The organism is Flavobacterium sp. C3NV (genome assembly GCF_046825355.2).
Taxonomy (GTDB): domain Bacteria; phylum Bacteroidota; class Bacteroidia; order Flavobacteriales; family Flavobacteriaceae; genus Flavobacterium.
In genome coordinates, this window is record NZ_JBKQBJ020000014.1 from 1 (window position 1) to 19,338 (window position 19,338).

General features: G+C 34.2%; 19 protein-coding genes. 17 read left to right on the plus strand and 2 right to left on the minus strand.

Going from position 1 to position 19,338, the window contains the following annotated elements:
• The first annotated feature begins 604 nt into the window (after nt 1-604).
• The 17 genes from ACIDC4_RS18285 (at nt 605) to moaA (ending at nt 16,551) form a co-directional block, all read left to right on the plus strand.
• The gene (locus ACIDC4_RS18285; RefSeq protein ID WP_412042408.1) at nt 605-2,080 is read left to right on the plus strand and encodes an MFS transporter; all 1,476 of its coding nucleotides are present in this window, start codon (nt 605-607) and stop codon (nt 2,078-2,080) included.
• Between the two features lie 28 nt (nt 2,081-2,108).
• Nucleotides 2,109-3,701, plus strand: a complete 1,593-nt coding sequence (locus ACIDC4_RS18290; RefSeq protein ID WP_412042407.1) for a magnesium transporter MgtE N-terminal domain-containing protein — start codon at nt 2,109-2,111, stop codon at nt 3,699-3,701.
• Between the two features lie 27 nt (nt 3,702-3,728).
• Complete coding sequence (locus ACIDC4_RS18295) at nt 3,729-4,781, plus strand: MFS transporter (RefSeq protein WP_412042406.1); 1,053 nt, start codon at nt 3,729-3,731, stop codon at nt 4,779-4,781.
• 85 nt (nt 4,782-4,866) lie between these two features.
• Nucleotides 4,867-7,083 (plus strand): molybdopterin oxidoreductase family protein, encoded by a 2,217-nt coding sequence (locus tag ACIDC4_RS18300; protein WP_412042405.1) that lies wholly within the window; start codon nt 4,867-4,869, stop codon nt 7,081-7,083.
• Between the two features lie 19 nt (nt 7,084-7,102).
• Nucleotides 7,103-7,672 carry a 4Fe-4S dicluster domain-containing protein gene (locus ACIDC4_RS18305; protein WP_230039817.1) on the plus strand — a complete coding sequence of 190 codons (570 nt, stop codon included), beginning with the start codon at nt 7,103-7,105 and terminating at the stop codon, nt 7,670-7,672.
• A gap of 10 nt (nt 7,673-7,682) precedes the next feature.
• Nucleotides 7,683-8,201: a QcrA and Rieske domain-containing protein gene (locus ACIDC4_RS18310; protein ID WP_412042404.1), complete on the plus strand. Its 519-nt coding sequence runs from the start codon at nt 7,683-7,685 to the stop codon at nt 8,199-8,201.
• Nucleotides 8,202-8,219: 18 nt separating this feature from the next.
• Nucleotides 8,220-8,477, plus strand: a complete 258-nt coding sequence (locus tag ACIDC4_RS18315; RefSeq protein ID WP_230039812.1) for a DUF6755 family protein — start codon at nt 8,220-8,222, stop codon at nt 8,475-8,477.
• A 169-nt stretch (nt 8,478-8,646) separates the two neighbouring features.
• Nucleotides 8,647-9,819 carry a molybdopterin molybdotransferase MoeA gene (locus ACIDC4_RS18320; RefSeq protein WP_412042403.1) on the plus strand — a complete coding sequence of 391 codons (1,173 nt, stop codon included), beginning with the start codon at nt 8,647-8,649 and terminating at the stop codon, nt 9,817-9,819.
• A gap of 243 nt (nt 9,820-10,062) precedes the next feature.
• Nucleotides 10,063-10,809: a sulfite exporter TauE/SafE family protein gene (locus ACIDC4_RS18325; protein ID WP_412042402.1), complete on the plus strand. Its 747-nt coding sequence runs from the start codon at nt 10,063-10,065 to the stop codon at nt 10,807-10,809.
• Nucleotides 10,810-11,030: 221 nt separating this feature from the next.
• A complete protein-coding gene (locus ACIDC4_RS18330) occupies nt 11,031-11,603 on the plus strand; it encodes a molybdenum cofactor guanylyltransferase (protein WP_412042401.1) in 573 nt (190 codons plus the stop codon).
• A gap of 5 nt (nt 11,604-11,608) precedes the next feature.
• On the plus strand, nt 11,609-12,400 hold the full coding sequence (gene cobA / locus ACIDC4_RS18335) for a uroporphyrinogen-III C-methyltransferase (RefSeq protein WP_412042400.1): 792 nt from the start codon (nt 11,609-11,611) through the stop codon (nt 12,398-12,400).
• Nucleotides 12,400-12,636: a MoaD/ThiS family protein gene (locus ACIDC4_RS18340; RefSeq protein WP_412042399.1), complete on the plus strand. Its 237-nt coding sequence runs from the start codon at nt 12,400-12,402 to the stop codon at nt 12,634-12,636. Before cobA ends, ACIDC4_RS18340 begins: the two co-directional genes overlap by 1 nt.
• A gap of 11 nt (nt 12,637-12,647) precedes the next feature.
• The gene (gene moeB, locus ACIDC4_RS18345) at nt 12,648-13,721 is read left to right on the plus strand and encodes a molybdopterin-synthase adenylyltransferase MoeB (protein ID WP_412042398.1); all 1,074 of its coding nucleotides are present in this window, start codon (nt 12,648-12,650) and stop codon (nt 13,719-13,721) included.
• An 18-nt stretch (nt 13,722-13,739) separates the two neighbouring features.
• On the plus strand, nt 13,740-14,093 hold the full coding sequence (locus ACIDC4_RS18350; protein ID WP_412042397.1) for a lysozyme inhibitor LprI family protein: 354 nt from the start codon (nt 13,740-13,742) through the stop codon (nt 14,091-14,093).
• Between the two features lie 119 nt (nt 14,094-14,212).
• Nucleotides 14,213-14,650: a molybdenum cofactor biosynthesis protein MoaE gene (locus ACIDC4_RS18355; RefSeq protein WP_072972525.1), complete on the plus strand. Its 438-nt coding sequence runs from the start codon at nt 14,213-14,215 to the stop codon at nt 14,648-14,650.
• Nucleotides 14,643-15,557, plus strand: coding sequence for a bifunctional molybdenum cofactor biosynthesis protein MoaC/MoaB (moaCB, locus tag ACIDC4_RS18360; RefSeq protein WP_412042396.1), 915 nt, complete (start codon nt 14,643-14,645; stop codon nt 15,555-15,557). The genes ACIDC4_RS18355 and moaCB overlap by 8 nt, the downstream gene beginning before the upstream one ends.
• Nucleotides 15,544-16,551 carry a GTP 3',8-cyclase MoaA gene (moaA, locus tag ACIDC4_RS18365; protein WP_412042395.1) on the plus strand — a complete coding sequence of 336 codons (1,008 nt, stop codon included), beginning with the start codon at nt 15,544-15,546 and terminating at the stop codon, nt 16,549-16,551. The genes moaCB and moaA overlap by 14 nt, the downstream gene beginning before the upstream one ends.
• 113 nt (nt 16,552-16,664) lie before the next feature.
• On the opposite strand, the gene ACIDC4_RS18370 is transcribed toward moaA, so the two are convergent.
• Together ACIDC4_RS18370 and ACIDC4_RS18375 are read right to left on the minus strand one after the other, a co-directional pair.
• Entirely contained in the window at nt 16,665-17,303 is a 639-nt protein-coding gene (locus ACIDC4_RS18370) for a hypothetical protein (protein ID WP_412042394.1), read from the minus strand.
• A gap of 378 nt (nt 17,304-17,681) precedes the next feature.
• A complete protein-coding gene (locus tag ACIDC4_RS18375; protein ID WP_412042393.1) occupies nt 17,682-19,112 on the minus strand; it encodes a rubredoxin in 1,431 nt (476 codons plus the stop codon).
• Nucleotides 19,113-19,338 lie beyond the last annotated feature (226 nt).

The following is a 19,338-nucleotide window of genomic DNA, read 5'->3' on the forward strand; positions in this document are numbered from 1 at the left end:
AGTATCCTGTACGAGATTAAAAATGTAGTATTTTATACTTAATTTTCTGGTTTTTAAAAACTTAATACATTCAAAAAAGCTTCAAAAACGTCTAATACTGACTAATTTAAAATCAGATATGTAATTCCCAGATTATAAATGACTTTCTGAAATTATAAATTTTTATAAGAAAAATAATAGCAATTGTACCAATAGGAAAATAAGGGATTAGGGACGAAAAAAGTATGAGATTTGTAAAATTTTCGCATAAAAGCTTAATTGTTAGTTATTTACTACAAATATTTTCTTATTTTTATTGTGTTAATATTTATTAGAAAAAAATAGATCAGCTATTATTTTATCTGTATTCAGTAGAATTATTATGGGATAATGCCCGCAAAGGGCTAGTAATCTGTAAAACTCTCATCTTAAAAAGAATGCAATTTGCTATTTGTTGAAACTGCTTGATTTTTAGGTGGTTATTGTTTGTTGGTATTAAGGATAAGAATGTCTTTTAATATGATATATATCATATTTTGTAAGAATCTAACGGTCTAATTTTGCTTTATAATTGAGGAAGTAAGTACTCATTAATAATTAAAATTAGATATTTTAATATTTTTATATGAATAATCTATCTCAATCTCACAAAATTTTATTTTTAAATACACTGGCTTTTTCAGTGTGTTTTGCCTGTTGGACACTAAATGGTGTTCTGGTTACTTATCTTGTAGATAAAGGAATCTTCAACTGGACGGTTGTCGAAACAGGCTGGTTACTAGGAATCCCTATTTTATCAGGTTCTGTTTTTAGACTTCCCATTGGAATTTTAACAGATAAATATGGTGGTAAAATTATATTTTCTGTGTTGTTGTTATTATGTTCCATTCCGCTTTTTCTTCTTCCTTTCGCTAACTCTTTTTGGAGTTTTGCTGTTCTAAGTTTTTTCTTCGGCTTAGTAGGTACAAGCTTTGCTGTCGGAATTGGATATACCTCTATATGGTATCCCAAAAATTGGCAGGGTAGGGCTTTAGGTATTTTTGGAATGGGAAATGCAGGTGCTGCAATTACCACTTTTATTGCGCCCACTTTATTAAATAATTTTTCAGAGACAGATCCTGTTAATGGCTGGAAAATGCTACCGGTTATTTATGCCTCTGTATTAGTACTTATAGGATTGCTTTTTATTGTTTTTGCTAAAAACAAAGTCAATACCGGTGTTTCAAAAACAATGACAGAGTTAATGTCTCCCCTTAAAAACATGAGAGTTTGGAGATTTGGAGCTTATTATTTTTTAGTCTTTGGATGTTTTGTGGCGTATTCGCAATGGCTAGTGCCAAATTTCATGAACGTTTATCATACTTCACTAGTGATGGGAGGAATGTTTGCAACCATGTTTAGCTTACCATCCGGAATTGTGAGAGCATTTGGAGGATATTTATCAGACAAGTTTGGAGCACGAAAAGTAATGTATTGGGTGTTGGGATCATCAATAGTGATTAGTTTTTTACTAATGTTCCCTAAAATGGAAATCTTTACGGCAGGACCCGGAGTTCTGGCAACTAATAATGGAGTAGTGACTGAAATTGCTGCAGATGCCATAGTTGTAAATGGTAAAGTGCATAAAATCAATCAAAAAGAAACTTCAGAAGATCACGAAACAGCTATTTTCCCAGTAAAAAACTCATGGCAGGAAATTGTTGTAAAACAAAATCAGGAAGTAAAAAAGAAAGAACTATTAGCTCAGGGTATAACACAAATCAAATTTAGCGCTAATCTATGGGTGTATGTTATTTTGGTAATTCTCATTGGTATTTCCTGGGGAATTGGTAAAGCGGCTGTTTACAAACATATACCGGAATATTTTCCCAATGAAGTAGGTGTAGTAGGAGGAATGGTTGGTTTAATAGGTGGTTTGGGCGGATTTGTAGGTCCTATCATCTTTGGTTACTTACTTAATTATACTGGCCTCTGGACCAGCTCATGGATATTTATTTTCGTCATTTCTGTTCTTTGTTTGCTTTGGATGCACAGAACAATTATAAATGTAATGCGAACAAAATCTCCCAATTTCAACAGACATATAGAAGACAATCATTAATAACAAATAATTTAATAAATATACAAATATGAAAACTTGGTTAGACAAATGGGACCCCGAAGATGATGTATTTTGGAGTTCTACCGGAAGTAAAATTGCCTGGAAAACTTTAACAATCACAACAATAACATTATTACTATCATTTGCCTCTTGGTTTATGATGAGTGTAATAGCCGTTAAATTGCCAGGACTAGGATTTAATTTTTCTAAAGATCAACTTTTTTGGTTAACAGCAATTCCTGGTTTATCAGCAGGTTTTCTGAGAATCATACACACTTTTATATTGCCAATTTTTGGTACGCGACATGTAGTTTCTTTTGCTACAGCAATTAAATTAATTCCTGTAATAGGTATTGGTTTTGCCGTTATGGATGTAAATACTCCGTTTTGGGTATTTGCAGTATTAGCTTTTACAACTGGTTTTGGTGGAGGGGATTTTTCTTCTTACATGCCAAGTACAAGTTTATTCTTTCCTAAAAGACTTAAAGGTACAGCACTTGGAATACAAGCCGGAATTGGAAATTTTGGGGTTTCAGTAGCTCAGTTTGTTACTCCACTTGTTCTTAGTGTTGGTATTTATGGAGCAGCTTCAGTTTTTACAAGCATTGATCCTAAAGAAACAATAACTGTTTTCCAAAATACAAGTATCGAAAAACAAAAAGAAGTTTTTGCAGCTCTTAATGCCGAGGTTCAGACTAAGATTTTATCAAACGTAAAGAAAAACGTAATTGACTCAGTTACAACATCAATACAATCTGATGATAAAGTAGCTCTTTTTACCGCATTGCCAGTAAAAGCTAAGGCTAAAGCGATTGCAAATGCAAACCCAAAAATGGCTGAGAAAATATTAAATGATCTTAGTCCTGATAATACTGCAGTTAAAAACAAAGAAATATACTTGCAATCTGCAGCATTCTGGTTTGCGCCATTTTTAATTATATTATCTATTATAAGTTGGTTCTATTTAAGAAGTATTCCAATGAAAGCTTCTATTAAAGAACAAATGGATATTTTCTCTAATAAACACACTTGGTATTGTACGATTACTTATGTAATGACTTTTGGAACATTTGCAGGTTTATCTGCAGCTTTTCCTTTGATGATTAAGTTCTTGTACGGAGATTTCCCTAATGCACCGGATCCTTTAGTATATGCATTCTACGGTCCTCTTATTGGATCTGCAAGTAGAATTGCTTTTGGTTTTGTGGCTGATAAAGTTGGTGGAGCTATCCTTACTACCATTACTGGTTTAGGAATTTTAGCAGGTTCAGTTCTTTTAGTTACACAAGGATTGGTAGCCCCAACAAGTATGGATCAGTTCCCGATGTTTGTAGCTGTAATTTTGGGAATGTTCTTCTTTACAGGAATTGGAAATGCGGGAACATTTAGACAATACCCAATTATTTTTGCTGAAAACCAACGTCAGGCAGCTGGAGTTATCGGATGGACAGCAGCAATTGCAGCATTTGGACCGTTTATATTCTCTAAACTAATTGGAAATAATCTTTCTGCTAATGGTACTGTAAATCAATTCTTTATTGGTGTTGCTATTTTTACTATATTAGCTACAGGTATCAATTGGTGGTTCTATAATCGTAAAGGTTGTGAGAAACCAAGTTAAGAAGTAATCATTAAATAAAAATTAAGGATGAAAAATAAAACATTTAATACCAAAGCTTTACTTGTTGCAACTCTTGTATCTGCATTAACTATAGTGCTTGTGTTTTACGGATCCCGACAATTGCAAAATTTTGATGCGGCTCTTGTAACTTATCTATTCGGAACTGTATTTGCTTTCTTCGGGATAGTGTATCGTTACTCTGTTTGGCTGCAGCGTCCGCCAACATGGATGTATTTCAAACGTAGTATTAAATTTCTGTTTACGGGAAAAATATTTTCTCATATGTGGTTTTTAGGTAAAGAAACTGTTGGGAATATTGTAGTGCAAAAATTCATTTATCCCAGAAGTAAATACCGTTGGGCAGCACACTTTTGTATTGCGTTAGGCTGTTTATCTGCCTTTGCAATAACAATCCCGCTTACGTTTGGATGGATTCATTTTACATTGGCACAAGATTCAATATCGGTTTATGAAGCTCATTTTTTTGGATTTAAAATGATGGATTTCCAAATTGGATCTGTAATGGCTTTTTTGATTTTTCACGCCTTAAACTGGTCTTCATGGCTGGTGATATTCGGATCTGTTTATTATTTAAGAAGAAGATTGACGAATCCAGGTTTAATCGCAACCCAAACCTTTGAAGGAGATTTATTGCCTCTAATTTTATTGATTGCAATATCAGTTACCGGATTGTGTCTTACTTATTCTTATCAGTTTATGAAAGGATTTGCGTATGACTTCTTAGCTGTAATTCATGCTGTAACGGTAATTATGTTTTTGATCTGGATTCCGTTTGGAAAATTCTTCCACATCATTCAGCGTCCGGCACAGATTGGAGCGCATATTTATAAAAAAGAAGGAATGAAAATGGGAATGGCAGTTTGTCCTCATACAGGAGAAGAATTTGCGACCAAACTTCATATTGATGATTTAAAAATTGTGACCAAACAATTAGGTTTTGATTTTACACATGAAGATGGTACATCACACCTTGATTTAAGTCCTGAAGGAAAAAGATCACGCTTAGCTAAAGCACACCTAAAAGCAAGATTAGATAGTGGCGGAAGCTTATTTGGATAAAAAATAGAAAGTTTTCAGTCTCAGTTTTTCAGTCACAGTAAAACTTGAAACCTGAAACAAAAGAAACTTGAAACAAAATAAAGACATGGCAAAATTACCCGTATCAACCGAAAAGATTATTGAAGATTTTGGACCGCATTTAAATTATGCACCAAAAGATGGTTACGTAGGTAGAGACGAACCAGATGACGTAGTAAAAACACATTGTTGTTTTTGCGGAATGCAATGTGGTATTCAATTATTGGTGAAAGAAAATAAAGTAGTAGGTTTCGAACCCTGGATGGAGTTTCCTTTTAATGAAGGACGTTTATGTCCAAAAGGGGTACAGCGTTATCTGCAAAACAATCACCCTGACCGTCTTTTACATCCTTTAAAAAGAGTAGAAGGAAAAGGTTTTGAGAAAACTACCTGGGATGAAGCAATGGACAAAACCGTATCTGAAATCAAAAGAATTCAGGAAAAATACGGTAAGCATGCGTTTGGAATGCTATCAGGAGTATCGCTAACAAATGAAAAAAGTTATCTGGTAGGAAAATTTGCCCGTGTTGCATTAAAAACTAGAAATCTGGATTATAACGGAAGACTTTGCATGGTAAGTGCGGGTGCCGGAAATAAAAAAGCTTTTGGTTTAGATCGTGCTTCAAACAATTATTCAGATTTAGAACATGCTGAGGTAATTATAGTTGCCGGAGCAAATATTAGTGAAACTTTTCCAACATTAACACATTGGATCTGGAAAGCCAGAGATCGCGGAGCAAAATTAATTGTTATCGATCCAAGGATGATTCCACTGGCAAGAACTGCTGATATTCACCTTGATGTAAAACCCGGAACAGATTCTGCTTTATATGGTGCTATGCTTAAATATCTCGTAGATCACGATATGCTGGATCACGATTTTATAGACAATTATACTTCAGGTTTTCAGGAAACAATTGATGCTGTAAAAGACAACACTTTAGAATGGGCAGAAGAAATTACGGGTATTGATAAAGAAAAGATTAAAGCTGCTGCCGAATTATGGGGGAAAGCAAAAACGAGTTTCTTACTTCACGCACGCGGAATCGAACAACATACTAAAGGAGTTGATAATGTAGTAGGCTGTATCAATTTAGTTCTGGCAACAGGCAGATTAGGTAAACCGTATTGCGGATATGCCACAATAACAGGACAAGGAAACGGACAAGGAGGAAGAGAGCACGGACATAAGTGCGATCAATTGCCTGGTAACAGAGATATCGAAAATCCGGAACATCGTAAATACATATCAGATGTTTGGGGTATCGACGAAAAAGATTTGCCTGGAAAAGGCCTGTCGGCTTATGAAATTATTGATGCCATTCATCGAGGAGAAATCAAAGGTTTACTTTCTATTTGTTTCAACCCGTTAGTATCATTACCTAACAACAGTTATGTGCGTGAAGCACTTGAAAAACTGGAATTTTATGTTTGTATTGATTTCTTTTTGAATGAAACTGCCCGCCATGCAGATATTGTTCTTGCAGGATCTTTACAGGAAGAAGAAGAAGGAACGACAACTTCAGCAGAAGGACGTGTGATTCGAATTCGTCAGGCTGTTACTCCTCCGGGAGATGCCAGAACAGATACCTCTATCTTTTTAGAATTAGCTAAAAGATTGGGAGAAGAAGATAAATTTACATACGAAAATAGTGAAGCGATATTCAATGAATTACGTGTCGCTTCTAAAGGTGGAACAGCAAATTATTTTGGAATATCTTATAAAAAGATAGAAGATAATATGGGTGTTTTCTGGCCATGTCCTACAGACGATCATCCGGGAACACCTAGATTATGGGAAGACAAAGTATTTTGTACTCCGGATAAGAAAGCGCATTTTAATCCGGCACCTTACAGATTGCCAAGTGAGGTTACAGATGACGAATACCCAATAACCCTTACTACGGGACGCGTTGTTTCTCAATATTTAAGCGGAACACAAACCCGAAGAATTGGTAAACTCGTAGATCAGTTTCCTGAACCAATGGTAGAAATTCATCCCGAACTTGCTGCTAAATACGGAATCAAACAACGAGAATTAGTTCGTGTCGCAACAAGAAGAGGTGAAGGTCTTTTCCCAGCGAATATTGTTGAAACTATACGAAAAGATACCGTTTTTATTCCTTACCACTGGCCAGGGATTAAATCGGCAAATCAACTAACAATAGGCACTTTAGATCCGGTTTCTAAAATGCCGGAGTTTAAAGTTTGTGCGTGTGCATTACATCCGCAAGGAACAATAGCACCGCCATCTAATGAATCTGAAGCTTATGCAAGTGTTTAATCTATAAAAAAATGACACGATGAATTTAACTAATTTCAATAAAAACGAAGAGTTTTTTGTAGACCTGCAACGCTGCATTGGCTGCAAAGCTTGTGAAATGGCTTGTGCAGAATGCGAAACGAATGGACAGGAATCATTAATAAGCGTGAATTATGTAGAACGTTCTTCAACAATTCAGACAACTGTACAGGTTTGTATGCATTGTGAAGATCCGGTTTGTGCCAACGTTTGTCCTGCTGACGCTATTTCTCAGGACGAATTTGGAGTTGTTCATACGGCAAATACAGAAAGATGTATTGGTTGTTCAAATTGCGTAATGGCATGTCCGTTTGGAGTTCCTAAAAAAATGGAAGAGTACGATTTGATGATGAAATGTACCATGTGTTACGATAGAACAAGTGTGGGCAAAAAACCAATGTGTGCAACTGTTTGTCCTAGTGGCGCTTTGTTTTACGGAACAAGAGCAGAAATCGAAGAAATGAGACCCAATAGTTCGCCTGTCAATACATTTATTTTTGGTAAAGAAACAGTCAATACCAAAGTGAATATTATGATGCCTAAAGGAAGTAAAGAATTAAGAATATATTAAATCTATATCCATGTCAAAAGAAGATAATTTAAATGAAAACTGGAAAAAAGATTTCCCAATAAAAAAACTCGAATCTACTCAGGTAAGCCGACGCGATTTTGCTAAGTTCCTGACCTTTGTTTCAGGAGGATTAATGGTAGGAAGCGGATTCGTTGCTGCCAAAGCTTATTTGTTACCAAAAGAAGGTGTTCAGGGAGAACATTTTATTTGTAATAAAGATGAAATTCCAGTAGGAGGAACAAGAGGATTCGTAATCGAAGGAAGTACAATTCCGTACATATTGATTCATTTAGAAAGTGGAGATTTCAGGGCTTATGAGCAAAAATGTACGCATCTTTCCTGTTCTGTATTTTACAAACCGGGAACAGGAATCATTCATTGCCCATGTCATGAAGGTTCATTTGATGCCATGACCGGAGATGTAATTGCCGGGCCACCGCCAAGAGCGTTACCGCAACTGGAAGTGTTTTTTAAAGACAATGCCGTTTATGTAAAAGCAATGGTAGAAAAAAAAGACATTTATTTATAACCCTAAATTCAATAAGCTATGAGTACTTTTAGAAGAAGTCAGAATCGCGCTAATCCTAATAAGCTTAATAACATACTTTCGACACTCATTTTTGTTTTAATTTTAAATGTGAGTATTCAAATATGGTTACTTTATGCTTCCCTGAATAACGCTTTAGATAATAATAAAGAGATTTTATTACCTGCTTTTATAGCTTCTGCAGTCCTGTTTTTTATCGGATTTGCATGGATGTATTATTTGCCATCCGGAAATTTTAAAAGAAAAATAACGAAATAAAATTTATTAAACAGAATAACAAAGCTATTTGTCGTTTTTTCTGGAAGTATATGAAGAATTAAGCTTAAATTTATATTCTTTTAAAATTTTAGATTACTAATGATTTAAACTAAGTAAAAATACTTATATTTGTAATAAGTATTTTTTGCTTATATACAAAATAGCCAACATGATTCAAGTCGAAGAAGCCTTATCAATTATTGCAGAAAATAGCACGAACATGCCAGTTCAGAAAATTCAGGTGAGTAAATCACTGGGATATATTTTGGCAGAAACAGTTTATTCTCCAATTGCAATGCCGCCATTTCGTCAATCGGCAATGGATGGTTATGCATTTATTCATAGCGAAAAACATCAATATGATGTGGTAGGTATTGTACAGGCCGGAGATCATTCAAAAATAAAACTGAAAGAAAATGAAGCGGTGAGGATTTTTACAGGTGCTCATGTACCTGATAATGCCGATACTGTAATCATGCAGGAGCACGTAATGGCTACTGAAAGTTCCATTTTAATTACCAGAATGCCGGAACAATTTACTAATGTTCGGAATAAAGGAGAGCAAATTGGCGAAGAAGAAGTTGTTTTTAAGGCGAATACTTTAATTACACCTGCGGCTATTGGTTTTTTAGCCTGTTTAGGAATAACTGAAGTTGAGGTATATCAAAAGCCCAAAGTGGCAATTTTAGTAACCGGAAACGAATTAGTAAAACCTGGTAAGAAATTATCTAAAGGAAAAATTTACGAAAGCAATTCGGTGATGTTACAGGCTGCTCTTCAGACAATCGGAGTGAAGAAAACAAAAGTTTATAAAGTAAAGGATAATCTTAAGGCTACTAAAAAAGCATTAAAAGAAATTTTAAAGAAATACGATATCGTTTTAATATCAGGAGGAATCTCTGTTGGAGATTATGATTTTGTTAAAGAAGCGTTATTAGAAAACGGAGTACAGGAACTTTTTTATAAAATCAACCAGAAACCCGGAAAACCAATGTTTTTTGGATCTAAAAATGACACTTTAGTTTTTGCTTTACCCGGTAACCTGGCTTCATCATTAACTAATTTTTATATTTATGTATATCCTGCAATCAAAAACAGAATGGGATTTTCAGACATTCATTTAAAGAAAATGCTTCGAAAATTGAATGAGAATGTTACCAATACAACCGGAAAAACATTATTTTTAAAAGCTCTGTATGATGAAACCCATGTTACCGTTTTAGACGGACAGAGTTCAGCAATGCTAAATACTTTTGCAATCGCTAATAGTTTGTTGGTGGTTCCAAATGATGTAGAAAGTTTGAAAAAAGGGCAATTAGTTACTCTTTTGCCAATAGATTAGGTTTAGAGAATAGAATAAAGAGAATAGAATAAAGAGAATAGAGTAAAGAGAATAGAGTAAAGAGAATAGAGTAAAGAGAATAGAGTAAAGAGAATAGAATAAAGAGAATAGAATAAAGAGAATAGAATTTAGAAATTGATTAAAAAGTTTGAAATGCAGTATGTAAATTTAAACATACAGCATAAACCTGAAACAAGGAAAACTGGAAACTTTAAACAAAAAATAAAACCTGAAACAAAAATTATGAACCTTCTTAGTTCCGAAAATATTGTATTATTCAGCTTCGCTTTAATTGTGATTGCTTTTTTGTATTCTAGTGTAGGACATGGCGGCGCATCGGGTTATTTGGCTTTGATGACCATTTTTGCTTTTCCGGTGGCTATTATGAAACCTTCGGCGTTGCTTTTGAATTTATTCGTATCCAGTATTTCGTTTTTCTTTTATTACAGAATGAATTATTTCAAGCCAAAGCTTTTTTATCCGTTTGCGATTGCCTCGGTTCCGGCTGCATTTATTGGTGGTTTTGTGACTTTGGATAACACGATTTACAAAATCATTTTAGGCCTTGTATTAGTATTTGCTGCATTCAGATTGTTTGGATTATTTAGTTTTAAAGAAAAAGAAGTAGTTGAGATTAAATTGCCTTTTGCATTGGCAATAGGATTTATAATAGGTTTATTGTCTGGAATGTTAGGAATTGGCGGTGGAATTATTCTGAGCCCAATTTTATTATTTTTAGGTTGGGCAACGGTAAAAGAGTCTGCAGCAATATCAAGTTTATTCATTTTTGTGAATTCATTTGCTGGTATGTTAGGCTTCTTTTTAGGAGGAAAAACAATCCCGATGGAGAGTTTTTATTTGGTTCCGATTGCAGTTATTGGAGGAGTTTTAGGCGGATTTTACGGTAGTGGATATTTCTCTAATAAAACATTAAAATTTGTTTTAGGAACCGTGATTTTAATGGCAAGTATAAAATTGATTTTTCCATAAAAAAAATAAGTAACAATGGTAAAACCTGAAATGTAAAACAAAAAATTAACCGCAAAGTACGCAATGTTCTTTTGCCTAAGTAATTTATTGAAAACAGCAAAGTTCGCAAAGCTTTGTATTGATTCAGCTTTGTGAACTTTATTTTAAACTCAATAGAAAATAAAATCTTGGCGCTCTTTGCTGTAAAATTTTTATCATTTTAACCTGAAACAAAATTAGTCATGGAAGCTTTAACAGTATTTATTCTTTGTGGAGGAAAAAGTTCCCGAATGCAAGCTGAGAAAGGTTTAGTCCTGTTTCAGAATAAACCATTTATTGAGCATATTATTAAAGCAGTTTTACCCATTACATCGACTATAAAATTAATAACGAATAATAAAGAATACGATTATTTATTGTACCAAAAAATACCCGACATAATAACTGATAAAGGACCTTTGGGAGGAATTTACACAGCGTTGACCAATTCTGAAACAGAATTCAATTTGATTCTGAGTTGTGATATTCCGTTAATTTCGACCGAATTATTATTAGAATTAATTTCGAAACACAATCAGGAAGCTGAAATTACCGTTTTTTCTTCGGAAAGCAGAATGCATCCCTTAATTGGAATTTATTCTAAGAAAGTATTACCCATTATCAAAAGCGCAATTGATAATGACGATTTAAAAATGATGAATTTAATAGCGAAAATTCCGCATCAAATCATCACGATAGAAGAGAGTGAAAATTTTCATTTGACTAACATTAATTCTGTTGACGAATTAAACGACCTGAATATCAATTTAAGTTAAAAACTATGCGAAATTTAAAAACACCAAAATTAACTGTTGTAGGCGCAGGTCCTGGCGATGCCGAATTAATTACATTAAAAGCAATAAAAGCTTTAGAGAATGCTGATGTTGTTTTATACGATGCGCTTGTCAATGAAGAGTTATTACAATATGCAACAAAGGCAGAAATTGTTTTTGTGGGTAAAAGATTAGGCTGCCACGCTTATACGCAGGATCAGATTAACGAATTGATTGTTTCGATGGCAAATCGTTATGGTCATGTAGTACGCTTAAAAGGCGGTGATCCGTTTATTTTTGGAAGAGGAAGTGAAGAAATAGAATATGCAGAACAATTTGGGTTAGCAACCAATATTGTTCCGGGAATTTCATCTGCTCTTGGAGTTCCGGCTTCGGTTGGAATAAGTCTGACGCAACGACAAATTGCCGAAAGTTTTTGGGTAATTACAGGAACAACTTCTAATCACGAATTGTCTAAAGATGTTCATTTAGCTTCAAAATCGAATGCGACGGTGGTTATTTTGATGGGAATGCATAAATTAGAGGAAATCATTGCGATCTATCAGCAAAATAGGGAAGACGATTTGCCTATAGCGATTATTCAGAACGGTACTAAAAATACCGAACAAAAAGTAGTAGGAACGATAAGTTCAATTAGTAAATTAGTAGCTGAAAATAAAATTTCGTCGCCGGCAATTATTGTAATTGGTGAAGTAGTAAAAAATACTTCAAGTCTGACGTCTTATTTTCAGGAACATTTTGAAGATGAATTTATTTTTCAGAATTTAAATTTAAAATAATGATTGAGATTAAATATTTTGGTGCTGTGGCTGAAAAAACGAAATGTAGTTTCGAAAAGATAGCTTCTTCTGAGGTATCACTGCAGGATTTATTGCAGGATCTGGAGGAGAAATATCGATTTGAATCTATCTCTTTTAGCGTGGCAGTAAACCAAAAAATTGTACCAAAAGCAACAGATTACAAGTTACAAACAAGTGATATTGTGGCCTTATTACCGCCTTTTGCAGGAGGATAAATTGAGTTTGTATGAATACAACAGCACGTTATAACAGACAAATAATCCTTCCTGAAATAGGAGAGGACGGTCAGGATAAATTATCTAAAGGCAAAGTTCTGGTTATTGGAGCAGGAGGTTTGGGCGCGTCGATATTGCCATATTTGGCTGCTTGTGGCGTTGGCGAAATAGGGATTGTTGATGATGATGTTATCGAAATTTCGAATTTGCATCGTCAGGTGATTTATAAAAGCTCGGCTGTTGGAAAATATAAAGCAGAGGAAGCAAAAGCGATGATTGCCGAATTGAATCCGCTTGTAAAAGTGAAGGCAGTTACAGAGAAATTATCCGGAAAAAATGCCATTTCCTTATTTGAAAATTATGATATTATTGTTGATGCAACGGATAATATTGCAATTAAATATCTCATAAACGATGCGTGTTTAATAACTAACAAACCAATGGTTTACGGATCTATTTTTAGATTTCAAGGCCAGGTTTCGGTTTTTAATTATCAAAACGGACCTACTTACAGATGTTTATATCCGGATGAAAATACACAATCAGCCAGTTGTGAAGATGCTGGAGTAATTGGAATAACGGTTGGAATTATCGGAATGCTTCAGGCAAATGAAGTTATCAAAATGATTCTGGAAATTGGAGAAGTTTTGAATGGTAAAATTCTAGTGTATAATATTTTGAATAATGACCAGCAGAAATATGACTTTGATAAAAGCGATGTTCAATTGATGAACAAAGAAATTTTTGATAAAAAATATAAAGAAGAAAATCAGATTGAAGAGGTAAATTTTGATTCGGTTTTAGATGAAATCAATAATGATGAGGTTTTATTTCTAGACGTTAGAAATAGTGACGAATCGCCAAAAATCAATTTGAAGAATCAAATCCAGATTCCTTTAATGAATTTAGAAAATCAAATTGAAAAACTGGATAAAGACCAAACAATTTACATTTTCTGTCAATCCGGAATCAGAAGTAAAATAGCTGTTGAATTGCTTGAGAAACATCAATTTAAAAATATAAAAAGTATTGCTGGCGGAGCTTTGGCAATCAAACAATTATTAAAAGAAAAATCTACTATTTAAATTTAATACTTTAACTGTATGAAGAAAATATTGGTTGGATTGTTTATATTTTTTTGTTTTACTCAATTTGGGTTTTCTCAAAAACATGTTGATTATACTGGTGAAACAGATCTTTATGTGGCTTATGAAAAAGCCGATAAGCAATTGAATACAACGTATAATCAATTAAAAAAGAAATTAGGAGCAAAAGATCAAACCAATTTGGTGAACTCCCAAAAAGACTGGATAAAATTTAGAGATTCAAATTGTAAATTTAAAAGTTATCCTGAAGGCGAAGGTGGCGTGATAGCAAATAAAATGTATGCTGATTGCAGAACACAAATAACAATAAGCAGAACTAAAGAATTACAAAGCTTAATGAATGGTTTTTAAAAGTGATTTCGTAAGGTTTGAATCTTTATGAGATTAAAATTCCGGATGTTTAATTCGTGAATTCGTGATAGAAAAAAATCATTTTAATCTTTTAATCTGTGGCAAAAAAAACATAAAAAATGAGTAAAAATGTATTTGTAGAAGGGCCAATTGCTCCTGAATTTATAGCGGAATCAATTGCTAAACATCAATCAAAACATACGATTGGGGCGCATAATATTTTTTTAGGACAAGTTCGTGCCGATGTTATTCACGATAATACGGTTGTCGCGATCGATTATTCAGCTTATACTGATATGGCAAACGAAGCTTTACATGCTATTCGCGAAAAAGCTTTTGCAAAATTCGACTTAACCTGCATGCATATTTATCATAGTTTAGGCGTGGTAAAAGCAGGTGAAATTTGTTTATTCGTATTTGTTTCGGCAACGCGACGCAAACAAGTTTATGAAGCGACGGAAGCTATTGTAAACTGGATAAAAACCGATGTGCCAATTTTTGGTAAAGAAATGTTTGAAAACGATACATTCACCTGGAAACAAAATACTAATGGTTGATATTACGCATAAAATAAACACCTTAAGAGATGCAACAGCAACAGCAATCGTCAAAGTAAGTAAACAAGAAACAATTGATGCTGTGGTGAATAATCTGGTGCCAAAAGGGAATGTGTTCGAAATGGCGAAAACTGCCGGATTATTTGCAGTAAAAAACACGCATTTATCGATTCCGGATTGTCATCCCATTCCAATTGAGTTTACTTCAGTTGACTATAAAATTGAAGGTTTAACGATCGAAATTATCTTTAATGTAAAAACAGTTTACAAAACAGGAGTAGAGGTTGAAGCCATGCACGGAGCATCGATAGTTGCGTTGACGATGTACGATATGCTGAAACCGATTGATAAAGAAATCGAAATTTCGACTATTAAATTAATTAATAAAGATGGCGGAAAATCATCTTTCAAAAATAAATTTTCAAGTGTAATTAAGGCAGCAGTTTTTGTTTGCTCTGATTCTATTTTTGCGGGTGATAAAGAAGATCGTTCGGGAAAAATCATCGTAGAAAAATTGAATGCCTGCGGAGTAGAAACGGCGCATTATGAAATTATTCCTGACGAATTAGATATTATTCAGGAAAAAACTAAGGCTTTCGCCAAAGAACATCAGTTGGTTATTTTTACGGGAGGAACGGGATTATCACCAAGAGATGTTACACCCGAAGCTTTATCGCCATTACTGGAAAGCAGAATTCCGGGAATTGAAGAAGCGATTCGCAATTATGGTCAGCAAAGAATGCCGTATGCGATGTTGTCCAGAACAGTTGCAGGAACATTAGGAAAAAGTTTGGTTTTGGCTTTGCCGGGATCAACAAACGGAGCCAGAGAATCTATGGACGCGATTTTCCCTCATGTATTGCATGTTTTTCATATTTTAAAAGGAAAAAATCATGATACCCTCTAAAACCATTTTAACGGATGATTTTGGGCGAAAACACAATTATTTGCGTATTTCGCTGTTAGAGAAATGCAATTTGCGTTGTACGTATTGCATGCCTGCTGACGGAATCGCATTATCTCCAAAAGCCAGTTTAATGACGGCCGATGAGATTTTTTCGATCGCCCACACTTTCGTAGAAAATGGTGTTGATAAAATAAGGTTAACAGGAGGAGAACCGCTTTTGCGAAAAGATTTCCCTGAAATTGCCTCCAAATTAGCCACGCTTGGAGTTTCTCTTTCGATTACTACAAATGGTATTTTGATTGATCGCCATATTGATGTTTTAAAGCAAAACAAAATTAATAAAATCAATTTGAGTCTGGATACGCTGGTTGCTTCCAAATTTCATTCTGTAACGCTTAGAAATCAGTTTGAGAAAGTAGTTGATAATTTGCATTTGCTTTTGAATAATGATTTTAAGGTAAAAGTAAATGTAGTTTTGATGAAGGGTTTTAATGAAAATGAAATTGTAGATTTTGTCAAATTAACGCAGCATTTGCCTTTATCAGTTCGTTTTATCGAATTTATGCCTTTTGCCGGAAACGAGTGGGACAGGAGTAAAATGATTTCTCAAAACGAGATTTTATCAGAACTGGAGAAAACTTTCTCTTCTGAAGAAATTCAGAAACTCGAAGACGAAAAAAACTTCACGGCGAGAACTTATAGAATAAAAGATTTTCAGGGCGATTTTGGAATCATAAGTTCGATTACAAATCCGTTTTGTGATGGCTGTAATAGAATCCGCCTTACGGCAAACGGTAAAATCAAAAATTGTCTTTTCTCTAATTCCGAAACCGATTTACTTACTGCTTTAAGAAATGGTGAATCGATTACTAATTTGATTTCTGATTCTATAAAAAGTAAAAAGAAAGTCAGAGCAGGAATGGTTACGCTCGAAGAAATAGACGATCCTAAACTTCATTTTGATAATCGTAGTATGATTGCGATTGGAGGATAGTCCTTCGACTCCGCTCAGGATGACACTCGTTTGTCAGGCTGAGCGGAGTCGAAGCCTTTGCACAAAACGAGCATAAAAAAAGGTTCAACTTACAGTCAAACCTTCTTTCTAAATTATTTCTTCTTTTTAGCTTTATCTTTTTTCTTAGATTTCGCTTTCTTTTTGGCTATTTTTTTAGCTTTTGCTTTTTCCTTAGCTTTTTTTGCTTTTTCTTTTTTCTTAGCAGCAGCTTTTTGTTTTGCTTTTTTAGCTTTTTCTTTCTTTTTGTCTTTTTTAGCCTGATCTTTTTTCTTCGCTAATTTCTTTTTCTCTTTTTCCTTGTCTTTGTCTTTCACTTTTTTCTTCTTTTTATCTGTTGATTTATCTTTTTTACCTTCTCCTTTTGTTGCAACCGCGGCATCAGCTTTACTGTCTGATGATTCTTTTTTTACTGGTTCCTTGATTGTCACTTTTGGAGTTGTTATTTCTTCTGTTTTTTCAATAGCAGCCGGAGTAATTTTTCTTGCCGGAGCTCTTCTGGTTGCAGGTTTTGGTGAAGTTGTTGCTGCAGTTTTTGTTGTCGCTTTTGGCGTGGTAGTTGTTGGAGTAGCAGGTTTTGCAGCCGTTGTTGGTTTAACTGGTGCAGCTCTGCGAACTGGTGTTTTTGTAGCCGGTGTATTTACTGTTTTTTTATTTTCTGTAACAGGCTGGGTATTTTCAGGTGTTGGTGAATCAGTTTTTTCTGGGGTAATTTTTTCGTTCTCGTTTTCCATATTGATGCGTTTTTAGATGAGTAATTACTACAATGTAACTAAATTGTTAATTAACAGTTAAGTAAAGATAAACATAAAACAAGTCCGCCAATGTTAAGTTTTTACTTAAAAATTAACGATAACGTACTTATTTTTAATAGATTGAGTTTTTGGTGGAAATTTAAAACTAAAATCTCTTAACAATTCTACTTGAGAAATAATGTAAATTACTTTGTAAAGATGAAAGAATGGTAAGTGATAGTTTCACTTGATTTTTCTTTTGAAAACGAGTGCCCTAGCCCAGATGGAAGCGGCATCCTTTTACTTTTTTCTTTAAAAAGTAAAAGATATAGCGGACAGCTGGATTAGCTCCTGAAAATACTAATGAAAGAAAGTTGTTTAATTCTCGACAATTTCCAGAATCTTAAAATTACTCTTTGGAGCTTCGCATAAAGAACAACAATAACTTTCTGCTAAATCGGTAAATAAAATCCCTTTTGGAATTCCCTGACTTTCATCTCCATATTCAGATTTATAAAGCGTTAAACATTCCTGACATTGGTAAATGTCTAATTGTGGTTTTTCTTTTTTCTGTGGATTTTCTGTTGTCTCAGGAACAGAATTCCCAAGTTCTTCGAAATATTTCCGACTCAGCTCAATTAATATGGTAGGGAGTTCGAGTTTGTCGATATCTTGCGAATGCACCACGTATTCGCGTGTATTGGCGTCGAAGTTCTTTGCGTATAAAACATTATAAGTATCTCTGATTTTAATGGATTCCAGATCCTTAGGTAATTCATTTTTCTCGACTACAATCGATGTAAAATAATGTCCGTCGCGATTGTATTCTGATATGCCAAAAGTGAGTCCGTAAGTACTGATATCAAATTGATCAAGTGTTCGAACAAGATATGTTTTAAGATTCAGAGCCCATTCTACCGCTACAGGCAAATGCCAATTGAGTTCTAATAAAGAATGGCGGACATTGATGCCTCGCTTACCCAGGAATTTTTCCCATTCGAGTTTTCGGTCTTTCGGAATTCCTTTTACAATAAATGATTTCCAGGGCGTAATACATATTTTCCCAATTTTGCAATCAAAACACAAATCACACATTTCTTTCAGGAAACCAAGATCATATAAATTATTTCTCCAATACAAACCCAGCCAATATTGGTCGATTCCCATTCTATTCATACCTTCATAATAAGGAAATGGATAAAACGGAATATTCAATGGCTTATCAATTGTTCTATTATTGGTGTCTAAAGCTTCGCTAACAAGCGCAAATATCATATCGATACCAATAGATTCTTCGGCTGTAATTTTTTCGATTTCATAGTAAAATTGCGCAATATCCCAACTGTAAATCAGGATGGGATAGACTTCCATACGTTCCCAATTGGGCAAACGAATGTATAAATACCAATAATCTTCATGCTCTGAAGCAATAAAATTAAGATGTCCGGTAAACAAAGGAACGAGCTGTTGTTTCGGATCATTGATGTTGACTTTTAATCGTGGCTGCTCTTTAAATTGCTCCAGAATGTACAAAAACTTATTGCCGGTAAGCCAATTGGTATTCCTGAAAATATCTGTAGAAACATAAGAAGAAACAATATTATTGCCGCTTTTTTGCTCTGGAAAAACAAAGTGATGTTTGCCCAGTTTTTCTTTGTCTAAAGTTTTAAATCCTTTTGGAAAAATAATATCCTGCCTTGAACCAAAGGAAATAGAATCTAAACCCTGATCCATCGCCATATTGACTACTTCTCTTAACTCTCCCGGCGAAATAACGCCTCCTTTTACTATTAATCTTGTTAGTTCCATATCTTTATTTTGTTTCAGGTTTCAGGTTTGTTTTAGGTTATTGGATTGTGTTGATTTAACCGAAGAGTTCGCAAAGTTTTTTCGCAAAGTTTCGCAAAGATTTTTTAGTTTGTGTTTAATAGGTAGTCAAAGTTCGCAAAGCTTTGGGGAAAAATTTTAGCATATAGCTTTGTGAACTTTTTTCGAGAGAAAAGAAATTTACAACTTAATCCTTTGCGAAACTTTG

Coding starts and splice junctions, on each gene's coding strand:
- ACIDC4_RS18370 (WP_412042394.1), bottom strand. CDS start 17,303: ATGGAAAACGAGAACGAAAAAATTACCCCAGAAAAAACTGATTCACCA.
- moaA (WP_412042395.1), top strand. CDS start 15,544: ATGATACCCTCTAAAACCATTTTAACGGATGATTTTGGGCGAAAACAC.
- ACIDC4_RS18325 (WP_412042402.1), top strand. CDS start 10,063: ATGAACCTTCTTAGTTCCGAAAATATTGTATTATTCAGCTTCGCTTTA.
- ACIDC4_RS18305 (WP_230039817.1), top strand. CDS start 7,103: ATGAATTTAACTAATTTCAATAAAAACGAAGAGTTTTTTGTAGACCTG.
- ACIDC4_RS18320 (WP_412042403.1), top strand. CDS start 8,647: ATGATTCAAGTCGAAGAAGCCTTATCAATTATTGCAGAAAATAGCACG.
- ACIDC4_RS18330 (WP_412042401.1), top strand. CDS start 11,031: ATGGAAGCTTTAACAGTATTTATTCTTTGTGGAGGAAAAAGTTCCCGA.
- moaCB (WP_412042396.1), top strand. CDS start 14,643: ATGGTTGATATTACGCATAAAATAAACACCTTAAGAGATGCAACAGCA.
- moeB (WP_412042398.1), top strand. CDS start 12,648: ATGAATACAACAGCACGTTATAACAGACAAATAATCCTTCCTGAAATA.
- ACIDC4_RS18375 (WP_412042393.1), bottom strand. CDS start 19,112: ATGGAACTAACAAGATTAATAGTAAAAGGAGGCGTTATTTCGCCGGGA.
- ACIDC4_RS18355 (WP_072972525.1), top strand. CDS start 14,213: ATGAGTAAAAATGTATTTGTAGAAGGGCCAATTGCTCCTGAATTTATA.
- ACIDC4_RS18300 (WP_412042405.1), top strand. CDS start 4,867: ATGGCAAAATTACCCGTATCAACCGAAAAGATTATTGAAGATTTTGGA.
- ACIDC4_RS18340 (WP_412042399.1), top strand. CDS start 12,400: ATGATTGAGATTAAATATTTTGGTGCTGTGGCTGAAAAAACGAAATGT.
- ACIDC4_RS18285 (WP_412042408.1), top strand. CDS start 605: ATGAATAATCTATCTCAATCTCACAAAATTTTATTTTTAAATACACTG.
- ACIDC4_RS18310 (WP_412042404.1), top strand. CDS start 7,683: ATGTCAAAAGAAGATAATTTAAATGAAAACTGGAAAAAAGATTTCCCA.
- ACIDC4_RS18295 (WP_412042406.1), top strand. CDS start 3,729: ATGAAAAATAAAACATTTAATACCAAAGCTTTACTTGTTGCAACTCTT.
- ACIDC4_RS18350 (WP_412042397.1), top strand. CDS start 13,740: ATGAAGAAAATATTGGTTGGATTGTTTATATTTTTTTGTTTTACTCAA.
- ACIDC4_RS18315 (WP_230039812.1), top strand. CDS start 8,220: ATGAGTACTTTTAGAAGAAGTCAGAATCGCGCTAATCCTAATAAGCTT.
- cobA (WP_412042400.1), top strand. CDS start 11,609: ATGCGAAATTTAAAAACACCAAAATTAACTGTTGTAGGCGCAGGTCCT.
- ACIDC4_RS18290 (WP_412042407.1), top strand. CDS start 2,109: ATGAAAACTTGGTTAGACAAATGGGACCCCGAAGATGATGTATTTTGG.